General features: G+C 32.7%; 18 protein-coding genes. 2 read left to right on the top strand and 16 right to left on the bottom strand.

Annotated features, from left to right (window positions below; all coding sequences use genetic code 11):
• Positions 1-165 precede the first annotated feature (165 nt).
• Positions 166-873, top strand: coding sequence for a hypothetical protein (locus tag DK441_RS15270; protein ID WP_074409659.1), 708 nt, complete (start codon positions 166-168; stop codon positions 871-873).
• On the opposite strand, the gene tsaB is transcribed toward DK441_RS15270, so the two are convergent.
• The 15 genes from tsaB to cyoE all read right to left on the bottom strand — a co-directional run bounded on the left by tsaB (position 827) and on the right by cyoE (position 14,529).
• A complete protein-coding gene (gene tsaB / locus DK441_RS15265) occupies positions 827-1,489 on the bottom strand; it encodes a tRNA (adenosine(37)-N6)-threonylcarbamoyltransferase complex dimerization subunit type 1 TsaB (RefSeq protein WP_109851481.1) in 663 nt (220 codons plus the stop codon). The two genes, DK441_RS15270 and tsaB, sit on opposite strands and share 47 nt — an antisense overlap.
• Positions 1,490-1,631: 142 nt before the next feature.
• Complete coding sequence (locus tag DK441_RS15260) at positions 1,632-2,909, bottom strand: efflux RND transporter periplasmic adaptor subunit (protein WP_109851480.1); 1,278 nt, start codon at positions 2,907-2,909, stop codon at positions 1,632-1,634.
• An 80-nt stretch (positions 2,910-2,989) separates the two neighbouring features.
• A complete protein-coding gene (locus DK441_RS15255; protein WP_235015773.1) occupies positions 2,990-4,504 on the bottom strand; it encodes a TolC family protein in 1,515 nt (504 codons plus the stop codon).
• 105 nt (positions 4,505-4,609) lie between these two features.
• On the bottom strand, positions 4,610-5,728 hold the full coding sequence (locus tag DK441_RS15250; protein ID WP_109851478.1) for an efflux RND transporter periplasmic adaptor subunit: 1,119 nt from the start codon (positions 5,726-5,728) through the stop codon (positions 4,610-4,612).
• A gap of 30 nt (positions 5,729-5,758) precedes the next feature.
• The gene (locus tag DK441_RS15245; RefSeq protein ID WP_109851477.1) at positions 5,759-7,021 is read right to left on the bottom strand and encodes an ABC transporter permease; all 1,263 of its coding nucleotides are present in this window, start codon (positions 7,019-7,021) and stop codon (positions 5,759-5,761) included.
• Positions 7,022-7,038: 17 nt separating this feature from the next.
• The gene (locus tag DK441_RS15240) at positions 7,039-8,268 is read right to left on the bottom strand and encodes an ABC transporter permease (RefSeq protein WP_109851476.1); all 1,230 of its coding nucleotides are present in this window, start codon (positions 8,266-8,268) and stop codon (positions 7,039-7,041) included.
• Positions 8,261-8,962 (bottom strand): ABC transporter ATP-binding protein, encoded by a 702-nt coding sequence (locus DK441_RS15235; protein ID WP_109851475.1) that lies wholly within the window; start codon positions 8,960-8,962, stop codon positions 8,261-8,263. The genes DK441_RS15240 and DK441_RS15235 overlap by 8 nt, the downstream gene beginning before the upstream one ends.
• A gap of 209 nt (positions 8,963-9,171) precedes the next feature.
• Positions 9,172-9,408: a hypothetical protein gene (locus tag DK441_RS15230; RefSeq protein WP_109851474.1), complete on the bottom strand. Its 237-nt coding sequence runs from the start codon at positions 9,406-9,408 to the stop codon at positions 9,172-9,174.
• Between the two features lie 9 nt (positions 9,409-9,417).
• On the bottom strand, positions 9,418-9,966 hold the full coding sequence (locus DK441_RS15225) for a DUF420 domain-containing protein (protein WP_109851473.1): 549 nt from the start codon (positions 9,964-9,966) through the stop codon (positions 9,418-9,420).
• On the bottom strand, positions 9,959-10,693 hold the full coding sequence (locus DK441_RS15220) for an SCO family protein (RefSeq protein ID WP_109851472.1): 735 nt from the start codon (positions 10,691-10,693) through the stop codon (positions 9,959-9,961). Before DK441_RS15220 ends, DK441_RS15225 begins: the two co-directional genes overlap by 8 nt.
• 11 nt (positions 10,694-10,704) lie before the next feature.
• Complete coding sequence (locus tag DK441_RS15215; protein WP_109851471.1) at positions 10,705-11,358, bottom strand: hypothetical protein; 654 nt, start codon at positions 11,356-11,358, stop codon at positions 10,705-10,707.
• A gap of 190 nt (positions 11,359-11,548) precedes the next feature.
• Positions 11,549-11,908 carry a cytochrome C oxidase subunit IV family protein gene (locus tag DK441_RS15210; RefSeq protein WP_109851470.1) on the bottom strand — a complete coding sequence of 120 codons (360 nt, stop codon included), beginning with the start codon at positions 11,906-11,908 and terminating at the stop codon, positions 11,549-11,551.
• Positions 11,909-11,931: 23 nt separating this feature from the next.
• The gene (locus DK441_RS15205; protein WP_109851469.1) at positions 11,932-12,915 is read right to left on the bottom strand and encodes a cytochrome c oxidase subunit 3; all 984 of its coding nucleotides are present in this window, start codon (positions 12,913-12,915) and stop codon (positions 11,932-11,934) included.
• 139 nt (positions 12,916-13,054) lie between these two features.
• Entirely contained in the window at positions 13,055-13,636 is a 582-nt protein-coding gene (locus tag DK441_RS15200) for a cytochrome c oxidase subunit 3 (protein ID WP_109851468.1), read from the bottom strand.
• Positions 13,627-14,529 carry a heme o synthase gene (gene cyoE / locus DK441_RS15195; RefSeq protein WP_109853530.1) on the bottom strand — a complete coding sequence of 301 codons (903 nt, stop codon included), beginning with the start codon at positions 14,527-14,529 and terminating at the stop codon, positions 13,627-13,629. Before cyoE ends, DK441_RS15200 begins: the two co-directional genes overlap by 10 nt.
• A 249-nt stretch (positions 14,530-14,778) precedes the next feature.
• On the opposite strand from cyoE, the gene DK441_RS15190 reads away from it, so the two are divergent.
• A complete protein-coding gene (locus tag DK441_RS15190; RefSeq protein WP_109853529.1) occupies positions 14,779-15,648 on the top strand; it encodes an MBL fold metallo-hydrolase in 870 nt (289 codons plus the stop codon).
• A gap of 48 nt (positions 15,649-15,696) precedes the next feature.
• Here DK441_RS15190 and DK441_RS15185 read toward each other — a convergent pair whose 3' ends face one another.
• Entirely contained in the window at positions 15,697-16,440 is a 744-nt protein-coding gene (locus DK441_RS15185; RefSeq protein ID WP_109851467.1) for an energy transducer TonB, read from the bottom strand.
• Positions 16,441-16,495 lie beyond the last annotated feature (55 nt).

The raw sequence follows: 16,495 nt of genomic DNA, 5'->3' as shown, positions 1-16,495 counted from the left end.
CAAAATGCCTATGTGAATTATTTGTTAAAATCGCAATTTTATTCCTAATAATTTAACGCTACACATGTTTGAATTATGAAATTCGTAAAAATTTGATCAAAAAAGCATATTAATTGTATTTAAAATGTTATTTCTTTAAGTTTATCACACCTAAATCGAAAAACTATGAGAAGAATATTACTTTTTTTATGCTTGATAGCATCGTCTGCATTATTTGCACAATTACCCCGAAATTTACTTACATCTACTACCAGAGTTTCTTTATATGATGATTATGATGGTAGTATTTATATGAAGAGTCGTTATAAAGAATCTAGTGTTATTGATGAGAAATCAGGAACTTTTGATGCTAAACTTAAGTATAACATTTATTCTGATGCTCTAGAATATAGTTCGCAATCCAAATTATACGAAGTGGTTAAAAGCCCAACTATTCATGCTCGAATCGATGGTGATTATTTCTATTACTGTGAATTCAAAAATCAACGAGGAAGCAATAGAGATGGCTATTATGTATTAGTAGAATTAACCGACAGGTATCGTATTTATAAAAAATTTACACTCAAAATAAAAGATCCCGAAAAAACAGGTCCGATAATTAGTGGCCCTTCTGATCCAGGAACACTTAGAATGATTACCTCATATTACCTCGAAGAATCTGGTGTTATCATGGAATTACCGATGAACAAAAAAGAAATGCTTGCAGCATTTAATGATAAAGAAAACGAATTGAAAGATTATTTAAAAAAGGAAAGAATTCGTTTGAGAAAAGAAGAAGATTTAATTCGACTTGTAGCTAGATATAATGCATTAAAAAGCTCTGATTCTAGCCCGTCACGAAGTCTTTTAAGTAATACGGGTCGAGGTAACTAACATCTTCAAAATCTTTTTTCAAAAATTTAGGATAACTTAACATTGCCATCTCATTTGCAGATGGCAATTTGTTTTGTACAAATACAGCATTAGCATCGTTACAAATCGCCGAAAATTTTTCTACACCATTTCCTATGAAATATACTTTTTTCTCCTGTAAATGTGCTTTAAAAGAAGTGTCGGTAAGAATTTCGGCCTCTGTTTTTCTTATTTCCTTATACGTATTAGTAAAAACGGCAGAATACACTTCCATTCTTCGAGCATCTAGCATAGGAACAATATAGCTATCTTTTTCTGGTGATACCTGCAATGCTAATGAGTGCAGAGTAGGCACAGCTATTAATGGGATATCTAATGCATAGCATAACCCTTTTGCTGCCGATACACCTATTCTTAATCCTGTATATGAACCGGGACCTTTACTAACCGAAACCGCAGAAAGATCTTTTGGGGTTAACCCTGCTTCTTTTATAACTTTATCAATAAAATTATGTAACCGTTCTGCATGAGAATATGTGCTATCATAATCCTCTTTTAATCCAATTACCTCTTTGTCATTAGCTAAAGCTACAGAACAATTAGTTGTTGAAGTTTCTATACAAAGGATATAAGCCATCTATCAAAAATTTAGGCAAAGATAATCTAATTAGGCAAAAAAAATGATCTAATTAGATATGTCTATCACGAAATGTTTTACCGAAGTTTTAGAAGTCTTAACTAATAGAGTTTTGATGAGTACATACAACTACTGCTAGTTTTTATTTGGTAGATTTTTTCTCTTTCTCGGTAGTTACTTTATCCCCAGTCTTAAGTATTTTGGTAACCACATTATAAGGTCCCGTTATAACCTCATCTCCTTCATTCAATCCACTAGTTATCTCAATATTACTATCATCCTGAATACCCGTTTTTATCACTCTTAATTTGGCAGTTTCGCCATTCTTAACGAATACACATTCGAATTTTTTATTGGTTTCTGATGATATCTCATCCTTAGAAGAGATTTTTTTTACATCAGAAGTATCATTTTTAATTACTATAGAACTTATAGGAACGCCTATTACATCCTTTCTTTTATCTGTAATAACATCGACCGTAGCAGTCATACCTGGTCTAAACGGAGAATAGTTTTCTGACTTCCCTTCTAGTAAATCGGCATATGACTCCTCCAAAATTCTAACTTTCACTCTAAAATTAGTTACTTGATCTGCGCTTACAGCATTTTCTGCAGAATTAGCGATTTCTGTAACTATTCCTTTAAATTGTTTCTTTAGATAAGCATCTACTTCAACAATTGTAGAATCTGCAATTGAAACTTTAACGATATCATTTTCATTTACATCAACTTCTACTTCCATATTACTAAGATCAGCAACACGTACGATCTCTGTACCCGCCATTTGTTGAGTACCTACTACTCTTTCTCCCAATTCTACAGATAACTTAGAAATTGTACCTGTCATAGGAGCATAAATCGTAGTTCTGCTTAGATTATCTTTGGCTTCGTTAACAGTTGCCTGAGCACTTCTTACATTATAATACGCTGATTGCTTAGCTGCTTCTGCTCCTTCATATGCAGAGATTGCTCTATCCCACTCTGCTTTAGAAATTACTCCTTTATCAAATAACGCCTTATTACGATCATAGCTTAATTTTGATTCTTTTAAACTAGCTTCGGCTTGCCGCAATCCAGCTCTTACATTTTCTAATGCCGCCTGGGACCTGTTTAATCCAGATTGAATAATATCGGGGTTTATACGAACCAAAAGATCTCCTTTTTGAACCTGTTGGCCTTCTTTGATGGGTAAGTCGATAATCTCTCCTGATACTTCTGAAGAAAGTTTAACCTCTACTTCGGGTTGTATTTTACCCGTAGCCGAAACAGTTTCTACAATATCAATTTTGTCAATTTTGGTAACCGATACTTCTCTAAAGTTTCCACTTTCACCAAACCATCCAGCTTTCTTACCATAAACAAGTAGTACAATTACAATGACAACTATACCTAAAATGAAGAGTAATTTTTTTTTATTCATGACCTACTTTAACGTTAATTCTATTCTATGAAAATACAATCTTTTTCTATATAGTAGCCAAAAAATCGAATGCTACTATTCTATAATTTTATATCAGCGATCTTTATTCCGAAATACAGTTCTAGCACTTTTAATTTAAAAATGAAATCAAACTTATTTTGTACTTCCTGGCTCTGCGCATTTTCTAATCTAAATTTTGATTGACTAAAATCAAACGCATTAGTTAGTCCTACATCATATCGATCTTTTGCGTATTCATACGCTCTTTCCTGAGCTTTTACAGAAACTTGAGCAGCTTCATACGCCTCTGCAGCTCCTTTTGCATCGAGATATGCCTGGTATACATTACTATCCAAATCCAATTCTGCTTGCTCTAATTGAAATTCTGTACGCTTTACATTAACCTTATTTCTTTTTACAGCATTCCTTGCAGAAAACCCATTAAAAATCGGTACCTGAAGAGATAATCCATAAGAAATACCATCATTGGTATATAACTGATCGATAAATGGTGTAGCATCCTGTTCTACAAGAAGTAGATTAGGGGTTTGAGAAATAACATTCTGCCCTGTTGCTTCTACAACACCGATACTCTGAGTTGATACAGGATTATTCGCATCCAAAACACGCGCAAAAGATTTAGCTCCTGATTCTCTGGTATCATATCTAAAAGAACCGCTTAGTGTAGGGTAATATGCTCCCCTGGCAATTTCAAGATCTTTTTCTGCTATAAGTTTATTTTGCTCTGCAATCTGTACTTCATATCTTGATTCTCTGGCCTGTGCAATTACTTGATCAATAGGTTTTTCTAACATCTCTGATCCAGGAACTAAATACTCTTGTTCTGCAATGTCAAAATCTTCATAATTTTTAATCAGTAATCGCTGCGCTAATCCAATTAATGCAATCTGTACTGCATTTTCTGCCTGTACAATTCTTGTTAATTCGTCTGCAGAAGTTGCTTCGATTTCGAGAAGGTCACCTTGAGGTAATACCCCTGCTTCTACCAGATCTTTGGTACGTTGTAATTGTTCTAATGTGATCTCATGTTGTTTCTCTACTACTTTTAAAGATTCCTTGTTTAAAAGTACTTGCAGATAACTATTTGCAACAAACAATGCAATATCATCTTTAGACTTACCAAGGTTATATTGACTAAGTAGTTTATTAAGTTTAGCTCTTTGAAATCTTTTTATATTTCTTAAACCACTAAATATGGTTACTCCTGCACTAACGCCATAATTAGAACTTCTAAATGTCTGTGTTTTATTTTCATTGGTAATAGGATCTGTTGATAAACCAGATCTCCAAAAATTAGAAGCAGATGCATTTAATGATGGCAGAAAATTTCCTATGGCATCAATCCTATCAATGTCTGTTGCCTCTACATCTAATGCCGATTGTTTTATTGCAATATTATTTTCTAAAGCATATTCTACACACTCGCGTAATGTCCATTTCTTTTCTTGCGCCTGAGTTTCTAGCACTCCAAAGAAAGTAATACATAAAATTAAAATTCTAATTCTCATAAGTTTAAAATCTATAGTGTCCTTTTGTGATGAGAACTTGCCTAAATCTTTTACTATTATTTTCATACTATGGTATAGGTATATATTTGATTGATGTTGTTACAGATTATTTAAAAAATATTTTTAATTATCTAACCACTATCAAAAATATTGTTTTAAAACATGCTGGCTTTAATCTTTTTCATCTTCTTTTTTAATGGGCTCTGTTTTATTCCAAACTTTAATATCATCTTCTTCTGTTATTCCTGATAGAATTTCAACATTAATACCATCAGAAATACCTATTTCAACATCTTTTCTTTCAAATTTCTGATCTCCTGTTCGTATTTCTACATAAGGGTCTTCTGTTTCTTTATCAAATTGTAAAAGTGCTTCTTTTACAGCAAGAATATCATTCTTTGTTTCTAAAACAATTGAAGCATTTGCACTATATCCTGCTCTTATAAAATATGATTTATCAAGAAAAACTTCACCTTCAATTTTAAATTGAACTGCACCTTGCTCTTCATCTCCTTTTGGCGCAATAAATTTTAGTTTTGCATCAAATTCTTTATCTCGTATAGCTCCAAGGCTAACTTTTAAAGGCATATCAATTTTTAGCTTATTCACCTCTGCTTCATCTACTTTTCCTTCAAAAATCATTTTGTTCAAATCTGCAATTGTAGCAATTGTGGTTCCGTCGTTAAAGTTATTACTTTCGATCACCTGGTCTCCTTCTTTAACCGGAATTTCAAGAATCGTTCCTGATACGGTTGCTCGTATATTAGTATTAGCTGTAGAAGAACCACCTGCAGAACCTAAACGTATGATCTGAAGATCACTCTGTGCATTCGAAAGATCTTGTCTTGCCTGATTATATCTTAGATCTATATTATTAAAATCCTGACTAGAGATTACTCCTTTATCAAAAAGCGCTTTATTTCTGTCATATTCTACCTTAGAGTTATTTAAAACAATTTGTGCATTTTTAACACGTCCTCTGGCACTGTTCAAGGATTGCTCATTAGGTACTACTTTTACTTTAGCTATTAAATCTCCTGTTTTTATTGCTGCTCCTTCTTCAACATAAATCTTTTCTATAATTCCTGAAATCTGAGGTTTGATTGCTACTTCATCCTCTGGAACTACTTTTCCTGTAGCTACTGTTTTTTCTTCAATAGTGGTTTTAAACGCTTTTTCTGTAGTAAATACAATTGGTGATTTACTGTTAGAATCTATAAGGTACTTACCTGAAAAACCTAGTAAGGCCACAAAAATTACAATTAATAAAATTTTAAAAAACTTTTTCATTTGGATTGATGATTATTCTGGTTATTTATTTTATTCTTCTCTTAATGCTTCAATTGGTTTTATGCTTACGGCTTTTTGTGCTGGGATAAGCCCTATTATTGTTCCTAATAAGACTATTGACAATAATGCTCCTGTTACCGCAAAGAAATCGACTGTAGGATTTAAAATGGGTATATCATCATTATTACCGATTGCAGTATTGATACCCCAAAGTAACAGTGTACCAAAAATAAAACCTAATAATCCTGCTAAAAAGGTAAGCAATACAGATTCTAACATGATTTGACCTCTCACCTCTGCTGGTGTTGCTCCCAATGCTCTACGTACTCCAATCTCTCTGGTACGTTCTTTAACTGTAATTAAAAGAACATTACCTATCGCTATTACTCCTGCAATAAGGGTAGCTATTCCTACGATATAGGTAATCAAACGCATACCGGCCAAAAATCCATTAATTTTTGCTACTTCTTCACCTAGATTAAAACTTCCAAAAGCCTGAGTATCATCTGGATGTACATTATGCATTCTTTTAAGTGTAGTTTTTATCGTAGCTTCTGTATTTACAATATTCTTATCTGGTTTGGCTGTGATTACCATCCAGGATATATTTTCACCCTGGTTAAAAATGGTTTGAAACGTTGTGAATGGCAGAAAAATAGAATCGTCTCCTTCGAATCCAGATTGAGTAGGTTTATATACTCCTATTACTTTGAAATAAATTCCATTTATTCTCACAAAATCTCCTATTGCTTCTTCATCTTTATCATAGAATTGCTTATAAATATCTTCCCCAATAACACAGACTTTACGTTCATATTTTATATCTTCTTCATTAATAAATCTTCCTCCCTTAAATATTTTTTTCTTCGATACTTTATCTATCGTTGGATAATCCCCAAATACTTTAAATGCCCCCGACTTAGACCCTTTTACAAATTGTCCTGGTGGGGTTCCCCATTGCCCCGTAACATTACGAGGAGCGATATATTCAATATCATCAACCTGAGATTCTAATGTTTCGACATCATTCAATGTAAGTTGCATTCGTCTCCCTCTCTTAAAGCCTTCGTTAGGTATACTGGTTTGTTGCCCCCAAACAAACATTGTGTTGGTCGCAAAATCATTAAATTGACTTCTAAAACTATTATCCAGTCCCTTAGCCATTCCCAAAAGAAACACAAATAAAAACACTCCCCAGGTTACCCCGATAACTGTAATTATGGTTCTTACTTTATTCTTACGAATAGCTCCATAAATTTCTTGCCAGGTATCTCTTTCAAATATAAATTTCATACCAATTCGATTTTTAGTTATTCATCTCTCAATGCAATTATAGGCTTTATTTTTGCTGCTCTTCTTGCTGGAATATATCCTGCCAAAAGTCCAAAAAATATCAATATCATTGTGGCAGTCATAATAATACCCGTGTCAACTTTAGGATTAAGAATAAAGAACTCTTCTAGATTATTACCTATAAGTTTTAACGCAAGAATCCCTAAAATCAAACCAAGATATCCTGCGACAGATGTTATTAGAACCGATTCTTGAAGCACCATAGCTATGATTGATCTTGGTGATGCTCCCAGTGCTTTTCTGATTCCTAATTCTTTGGTACGTTCTTTAACACTAAATGTCATGATATTACCGATACCAATAACTCCAGAGATTAGGGTTCCTATACCTACAACAAATATGATCATATAAATACCTCCAAGAATAACCATGGTTTCTTTAATATCTTCTGCAAAACTTCGCACCCTGATTGCACTTTGGTCATCTGGTGCCACTTTAAATTTTTCTTTAAAATCTTCTTCTATTTTTTTAGAAAATGCGATGGCTTGCTCGGTACTCATAGCCATATTATAAGATAAGTTTATCTGATTAATATGATCATTATTTCCATAAAGCAACTGAACGGTTTTATATGGCATATAGATTATTCGCTCTTCATTATCACCACCACTATCTTGAAAAACTCCAATTATTTTATAAGCAATCCCATCTACATTTAGCATTTTACCTAAGGCCTTTTCATTTTTAAAAAGATCCTTTTCTACTAATCTTCCAATAACAATATTCTTGGTACGTTCGTTAATATCTGATTCATTAAGATATCGACCGTTCATCATTATAGTTTTCTCGAGATATTGATGATCTGGGTGTACAGCTCTTATACTATAGCTACCAGATTCTTTCTTATATTTTGCAGAACCATTTCTATATATTCTTGGGGTAGCAAACTCAACTTTGCCTATATAATTGCTTTTTATAAATTCGAAATCTTCATTTTTAAACTGAATTCTTCTATTTTCCTGAAAGCCTTTGTATGCTTTTGATGTGTTTCCGCCACGAATGAATATGATATTTTGAGCATCATCCACAAAACTGCTTAAAAAACTATTGAGAAGGCCATTACCCAGTCCTAATAGAATTGTAAAGATCAGGATTCCTAAAGCTACAGTAAATCCCGAAAGGAATGTACGTAACTTATTTTTTCCTATAGCTTCAAATATTTCACCCCATCTATCTCTATCAAACATATTGAGATGCTCTAACTTGTTCTACTTCTTTATCTTCTACAATAACACCATCTTTAAGGTGTACTATACGTTTACACATATCGGCAATATCTGGTTCGTGAGTTACTACTAATATGGTTTTACCTTCATCATTAATACTTTGGATGATATCCATTACTTCATAAGAAGTTTTACTATCCAAAGCTCCTGTGGGTTCATCGGCTAATAATACTTTAGGATCTGCAGCTAATGCTCTGGCAATTGCTACACGTTGTTTTTGTCCTCCAGAAAGTTCACTTGGTAAGTGTGTCGCCCATTCTGCCAATCCAACTTTACCAAGGTAATCCATTGCTTTATCAATTCTTTCTTTTCGTTTTTTACGTTGATAATATAATGGAAGGGCTACATTTTCTAGAGCTGTCTTGTAATTAATCAAATTAAAAGATTGAAAAACAAATCCTAAAAATTTGTTGCGATACTGCGCTGCTTTGGTTTCGTTTAACCCTTTGATAGGAACTTCATCGAGAAAATAACTTCCGCTATCTGCCTCATCCAACATTCCTAAGATGTTTAACAATGTAGATTTTCCAGAACCCGAAGATCCCATTATAGCGACCAACTCGCCTTCTTTCACACTAAAATCTATTCCTTTAAGTACATGAAGCGAATTGCTTCCCATTTGGTAAGATTTATGTAAGTCTTTTATTTCAATCATAATACTGGATTAAGATTTGTAAGGCAAAATACCTTGATAAAACTGAGACCCACTAGCCTAAAAATACGGTATAGTATTTAGATCAATCTTACAGTTTTCCCCTGAAGATTTATTGATTGGTTAGCGTCGTCTTGTTACATAAGACTAACTAAACGGCATTTTTGTTACATCTTTTCTTGTTATGAAAATGTTAAAAAATTAAGAACTCTTTAATTATGCTTTTTTGCAGTTGCCGATTTTCTTTTATTTCTATATATAATATACCCTACAACTCCTATTAAAACATATGGTATAATCATTAGATATACAATCCCATTATTAATTCCTTTTGCTGCTTCCTGTCCTTCTTCATTCTCCAGAACTGCTCTACACATTGCGCATTGTGCCTCTACCGGGATAGTAAACACCAAAAAAAGAATTAATATGTAAAAGGTTTTTATTCGCATATACTCAAACTAAACATAATATGGTGATATCATAAAGTACACAATCACTCCTGTAACGGCTACATATAACCAAATCGGAAATGTAATTCTCGCAATTTTTTTATGCCTATCAAACTTTTTTGCCAATGCTCTTACATAAGTAATCAATACAAAAGGAATAACAACAATAGACAGAATTATATGAGTGATTAAAATAAAATAGTATATGTATCGTATCATCCCTTCTCCTCCAAATCGAGTAGAATCACTAGTCATATGATACGCGATATACATCAATAAAAACAATACCGAACATAAAATAGCTGTTTTCATGAGTTTCCCATGCAATGTAATATTCTTATTTTTTATTGCCCACAAAGCGGCTAGTAAAATCACAGCAGTTAAACCATTAATCGTAGCATATATTGGTGGCAAAAAAGTAAGAGGTTTTACATCGAATCCAAGTTTTCTCAAATTAACTCCAAATAATGCAGCTACTGCGAGAGGAATAAAAACCGATAAAACCACAATCCATTTATTGTATTTTTTTTCTACATCTGATTGGTTGTTGTTACTCATTCTTATCTAATAGTTTCTTTATATCTTCTAATAAAATTGTTATCTGTTCTTCTTCTCCGTTTTCATCTACTTTTTCCTTCACACCAATTGTTCCTCTATAATAAATAATTGGATTGCCCGACGCATCATATCTCGATCTTATATATCCTTCCTGATCAATTAAAGCAAAGTAGCCGTTATGTTCGAATCCTCCTGGCACATCGGGATTCTCTGCTGCATAAATATTGAATCCAGCATTGGCCAGCTCATAGATATCTTCTCTATCTCCTGTCATAAAATGCCAGTCGGGATCTGTTACTTTATACTTCTCTGCATACTTCTTAAGCCTTTTTGGGGTATCAAACTTAGGATTGATCGTAAAAGAAGCTACTCCAAAATCCTCATCGTCTTTTAATTTATTTTGTAGATACACCAAATTTTTATTCATCTTAGGACAAATAGTTGGACAACTGGTAAAGAAAAATTCTGCAATATATACTTTACCCTTATAATCATGATTAGTAATTAGAATACTATCTTGATCTAAGAATGCAAACTCGGGAACTTTCTTTGGTGTTCCGTTAAGTTTTATATAGCTAAGTTTTTCATTAGCAACAGGGTTACTAGCACTCATCCTATCGTTTTTAACAATCGAAGTGCTTTTGATTCTATTCATAATCTTTGGTATAAAAATGATTCCAAAAACCAATATGATAAACGATATCCCGATGTATGAATTTTTTTTCATGTGCTTACTCTTTATTTCTCTTTACGATCTGCTTTATATTTTTTTAAAGCTAAACGGTATTCTGCAAGAATCACTTTTACATCATCACTCATCACATTTGACAAATCAGCAACAGAACTTGCATCATAGCCATATACTTTTGATTCGTTTTCTTTTATACTACCATCTCTACCTCTTAGCCCTCCATTTTTATCGATTATATATACATACTGCGTAGCTAAATTATCATCTAATTGATGTGGTGCCTTTAAACTCTTAAACAAAGTTTTTATGCTTTCTGGGGTACCAAAAATAAAGTTCCACTCAGAAACATCGGTAATATTATCTAATTCATCCAACAGTTTCTTTGCAGCATTCTCGCTACCGTAAGGTAAAACCATCACAAATTGAAAGTCCCGAAATCCATAATTTTTTTTATAAATCTTTTGATTTAGGTTGAAGGCATTCCCTTGTTTGTTATGAATATCTTTACCTAAGAAACCCAATACGGTAATCTTATCAGAAAAACTAACTTCTTTTTTGGTTAAGGGCTCAAAATTTTTAAGATCCTCTATAGACTCATTTAGTACAGGAAGTTTGGCGAAATTATGTACTCCAGAAGCAAAAAATAAATAAGCCACTAATGGTAATACAAATAAGATTCCTAAAACAAGAAATTTTTTCATTTGACAAGTATCAAATAGTTATAAAATCGACATCTAATACCGTTTATCATTTCAATTTACTGGAAGAGAAAATTCAAACAACAAATGGTATAAAGTTTTGAAATAAGCTTAAAACAATTGTGCAAAAATAAAAAAAGACGGCTTAATAAACCGTCTTTTTACAATGCTTTTAACTTATATATTTAAAGGATTAAAAATCCCAGCTTTTATGCCCTGCTTTAAAAACTTCATATACATAATCTCCTTCTGTGAGCAGGATAAATATTAAATAACAAATTAAGAAAATACCTGTCCAAACAACCGATCTTCTTAAGCCTTTAGTCTCACCTTCCATATGCATAAATGCCCAGGTGATATAATATGCTTTGTAAATTGTAAGAATAATAAAAATCCAGTTTAATAGTTTCATACTAATTAAAGTCGTTTCTATTAAAAACGCAGGTTTTATAATCCCTAATATTACTTCTACTATTGTAACAACAGATAATAGAATAAATACTTTCCAGATTCTTCCTATATTCGATTCGTGATGTGCTGTATCGTGTGCCATGCTGTATAACTACTAAATTTTTATTAAACCAGGTAAAAGAATGTAAATACAAATACCCATACCAAATCTACAAAGTGCCAGTATAAACCGACTTTTTCTACCATTTCATAATTCTTTCTCCTTTCATAAGTACCAAGAATTACATTGATAAAAATAATGATATTAATAACGACTCCAGAAAACACGTGAAAACCGTGAAAACCAGTGATAAAGAAGAAGAAGTTAGCAAATAACGGAGTCCCATATTCATTATGCACAAGATTTGCCCCTTCTACAATACCAATAGCATCTGCCTGTATTCTTTTTAAAGACTCTGTTCTTGACAAGATTGTTTTCTCTCCTTTTTCTGTTAAGATTTGAGTTCTTATCAAAAGATCTTTTCTTTTTGCAAAACCTGTTCTTATTTCTTCGATAGTATAGGTAGGAAGAGCTCCTTCCTTTTCGTACCAGATTCCATTTTTTCGCTCGTGCTGAGTCCTATCCTTATGGGAATCGATAATTGCGATATCTTTTAGACCTACTCTATGCCCTTCTCCATCTACAAATTGCAAAATTTGTCCTCCTTTGGTTTCTACTGCACCGTATTCTCCTTTGATAAAATTTTTCCACTCCCAGGCTTGTGACCCTACGAATATAGCTCCACCAATTATAGTTAGAAACATATAAAAAATCACCTTTTTCTTTTTCATATGATGTCCTGCATCTACAGCTAACACCATGGTTACTGAAGAAAAAATCAGAATAAAAGTCATCAAAGCCACATAATACATTGGAGCATCTACACCATGTAAGAATGGAAAGTGATTAAATACTTCATCGGCTATTGGCCATGAATCTATAAACTTAAATCTTGAAAAACCATAAGAGGCTAAAAAACCAGAGAATGTAAGTGCATCCGAAAGGATAAAAAACCACATCATCATCTTACCATAACTTACCTTGAGTGGTTGATTGCCACCTCCCCAGGTTTTATCTTCAGTACCTGTTTTAGTAACAGTTGTTTCCATATAAAGAATTTGGTATTGTTAAATTTTCCACAAAAATAATCAATTTTATCATTTCACCTGCTCAAATTTATTTTTTAATTGCCACAGATGCTTTTCTTTAAAACAATCTCTTTTATAGTATTAAATCAATGATCAAAGATCATTTAACGAAATACAAAAACAAAAAGAGATAAACCCACAGAAAATCAACAAAATGCCAGTACATAGCACCTAGTTCTAAACCAAGAGTTTGACCTGTTTTATATTTTTGTTTAAAATGATTATAAATTACAACTAAAAGCACTAATATCCCTCCAATGATATGTGCCAGGTGTGTTACTACAATGATAAACATAAATGTAGTAACGATATTAGATGTCGGACCTGTAAAATGATATCCTTGTCTAATAATATCGTTAAATCCTTCAAACTGCAAGAGTATAAATATGATTCCTAATGCAAGTGTAGAGAGCAGTAATATTGTAGCCTGGCCTCTATTATTTTTCTCAATCGCAATTTTTACAAAGTAAAATGTAACACTACTCGCTACTATTATTAGTATACTGTATATAAATGCATTTGGAAAAACAAGATCTATCCCCCAGTCTTTCCTACTTTTACTCACAACATAAGCACTAGTAAGTCCTGCAAATACCATTGCCATACTGATCATAGCAAACCACATCATGGTTTTTTTGGATCTATTAACTTTTTCTTGTGTTGTTCCTTGTGTTAAATCCATATTCTAACAAATTTATCAACTACATAAATGACTTGTAATAATGTAATATATAAGACACTCATTAGCATTAATTGTTTTGCTGTTTTAGCATCTCTAACCTTATATAATCGAACTGCAGATCTAATTAAAATTATTCCTAAAAACAGAATAATTATTCCTGATACCGGAGTAAGATAAAGTTTACCTGTAACTCCAAAAACAGGTATCAAAGAGGTTACCACGGTCCATAATGTATAAATAATAACCTGCACGGCAGTACCTTGGTCTCTTTTACCTGTTGGAAGCATAAAAAACCCTCCTTTTTTATAGTCATCAAACAAAAACCATCCTATAGCCCAAAAATGTGGAAACTGCCAAAAGAATTGAATCATAAACAATGTTCCTGGCTCTATCCCAAAATTATTTGTTGCCGCTACCCATCCTAACATAAAAGGAATTGCTCCGGGAATAGCACCAACAAAAACAGATAATGGTGTTTTTGTTTTTAAAGGTGTATATATGCTTACATATATAAATATAGATATCGCACCAAACATTGCTGTCTGAGGATTAATCGTATACAACACAGAGATTCCTGCAATTGTAAAAAATGTAGCAATTGCAAAAGCCGTATTAACAGACATTCTTCCAGACGGAATAGGCCTATTCTTAGTACGATCCATCAGCTTATCTAAATTTCTTTCTATAATCTGATTATACGCGTTTGAGGCCCCTACCATAAAATAACCTCCTACAGCGAGAAGAATCAGAGTACTCCAGGAAACTGTTTCTACACCTAGCAAATATCCTGCAACAGAAGAAAAAACCACACTTAATGCCAGACGCATTTTTGTAATTTCTTTAAAATCCTGAACAATCGAGATTTTTATAGTATTCGTTTGGGTCACGCTCAAATCTTGCACGTTTTCTAAATAGCTTTTTTAAAAGTGGTGCAAAGATATATCTTAAAAGCATTTTAGACAACTTATAACTACTTATAATTCACCTTTTAACAAACTTACTATTACAACAAATAAATGATTACAGGAGTTGATCAAAATTTCTTTTCACAGAACATTTTGATAATCACCTTAATAGCCAAGAGTAATTTTCGTGCTTTATTCACGACAAATCATTATAAAAACCACATAAAATCATCTCTAATGAAAAAATTACTGATTCTTGTAGTATCTACACTTTTCTTTGTTGCCAATGCACAAGATAAAGAAGTCAAAATCTCCATAGACCCATTGTCTGATCACATTTATATGTTAACCGGTCGAGGAGGTAATATTGGTGTTTTCAAAAACGAAAAAGGATTGTTTATCATTGATGACCAATTTGCAAGATTATCTGATAAAATTCTCACTAATCTAAAGGCAATAAGCGACCAACCTGTTACTATGGTAATCAACACACATTATCATGGTGATCATACTGGTGGAAATGAAAATATGGCCAATCAAGGCGCTACGATCTTTGCTCAAAAAAATGTAAGATCCAGAATGGAAAAAGGACAAAAGGAAAAAGGAAGTATTGTTCTGCTATCGTTACCCGTAATTACATTTAACGAAGGGTTGCAATTATATTTCAAAGATGAAAACGTAAAAGCGTTTCATGTACACAATGCTCATACCGACGGAGATGCTCTTATCTATTTTGTAAATGGAAACGTATTACACATGGGAGATACTTTTTTTAATGGACGGTATCCTTATATAGATTTAAAATCTGGCGGAAGTATTAAAGGATATATAAAAGCATCAGAAAAAGCATTACTTATTGCAAATGATGACACCAAAATTATTCCTGGACACGGAAAATTGGCAACAAAAAAAGATCTGGAAACATTTTTGAAAATGCTAAAAGAAATCACAAACGGTATTCAAAAAGAAATCAAAGCAGGAAAATCTGAAGAAGACATTACAAAAGACACTTCGCTTACGGCAACCTATGATGTAAAAGGATATGGCGATGGATTTATTAACTCAGAACGTATGCGCAAAACAATTTACACCAGTCTCACAAAATAAAAAAATCGATTAGAAAAGCCTGCTGTTCATAACAGCAGGCTTTTATTTTTAGTTCTGTATTTTAAAAACAATTGGCAACTGATACTTTACAGTTACAGCTCTACCTCGTTGTTTACCTGGAGTCATCTGTGGAAACAAGTTAATCACTCTTTGTGCTTCTTTTTTTAATTTTGGATGCGTTGCTCTAACCTGAATATTTTTAATCATTCCATCGGCATCAACATCAAACTGAGTATAGATTCTTTGTACTCCTGCTAAACCATACTTTTCTCCTAATCCCTTATTAAACTTTTTGGAAACGATTTTTCTAATTTTCTCAGAAAAACAAGCTGCTTTTTCTTTATTAGTTCCTAATGTTTCACAACCAGGAAAAACAGGTACTGACTCTACTTTTACAAAATCAAAAAAAGGTGGGTCTTCATCAACAGGATCAGCATCGATAATAGAACTGGGATCGATTGGTGTAGATTCGATAGGTTTATTTTTAAACACCTTATCTGGATCAGTTATTTTAGCATCATTATCAATAATTTTAAATTGTTCTGGAATCACTACAGCTTTAGTATATTTCTTTGCAACTTCTTTAGGCTTGGGTTCTTCATAAATTTTGTAAATCCCGTCCCAATCTACATCGGGTTCTTCAATTGTAAGATCAATATCGCTATCATTAACTATTGGTGTAGCGGTATACACCTCAAACATTACATAGGTAAATAAAAGACTTGCTATAAGTCCAATCTGAAAATTTACCAATGTACTTTTTTGTACATTAGCATCGTGCTTGTTACTCATAATATTTAGTTTTAACGTTACAATTAATCTAAATCAACAAGCATACCAAAAAAAG

The sequence above is a fragment of the Aquimarina sp. AU58 genome (genome assembly GCF_900312745.1).
In the GTDB taxonomy this organism is placed as follows: Bacteria; Bacteroidota; Bacteroidia; order Flavobacteriales; family Flavobacteriaceae; genus Aquimarina; species Aquimarina spinulae.
This window is presented reverse-complemented; position numbering and strand designations above follow the sequence as displayed.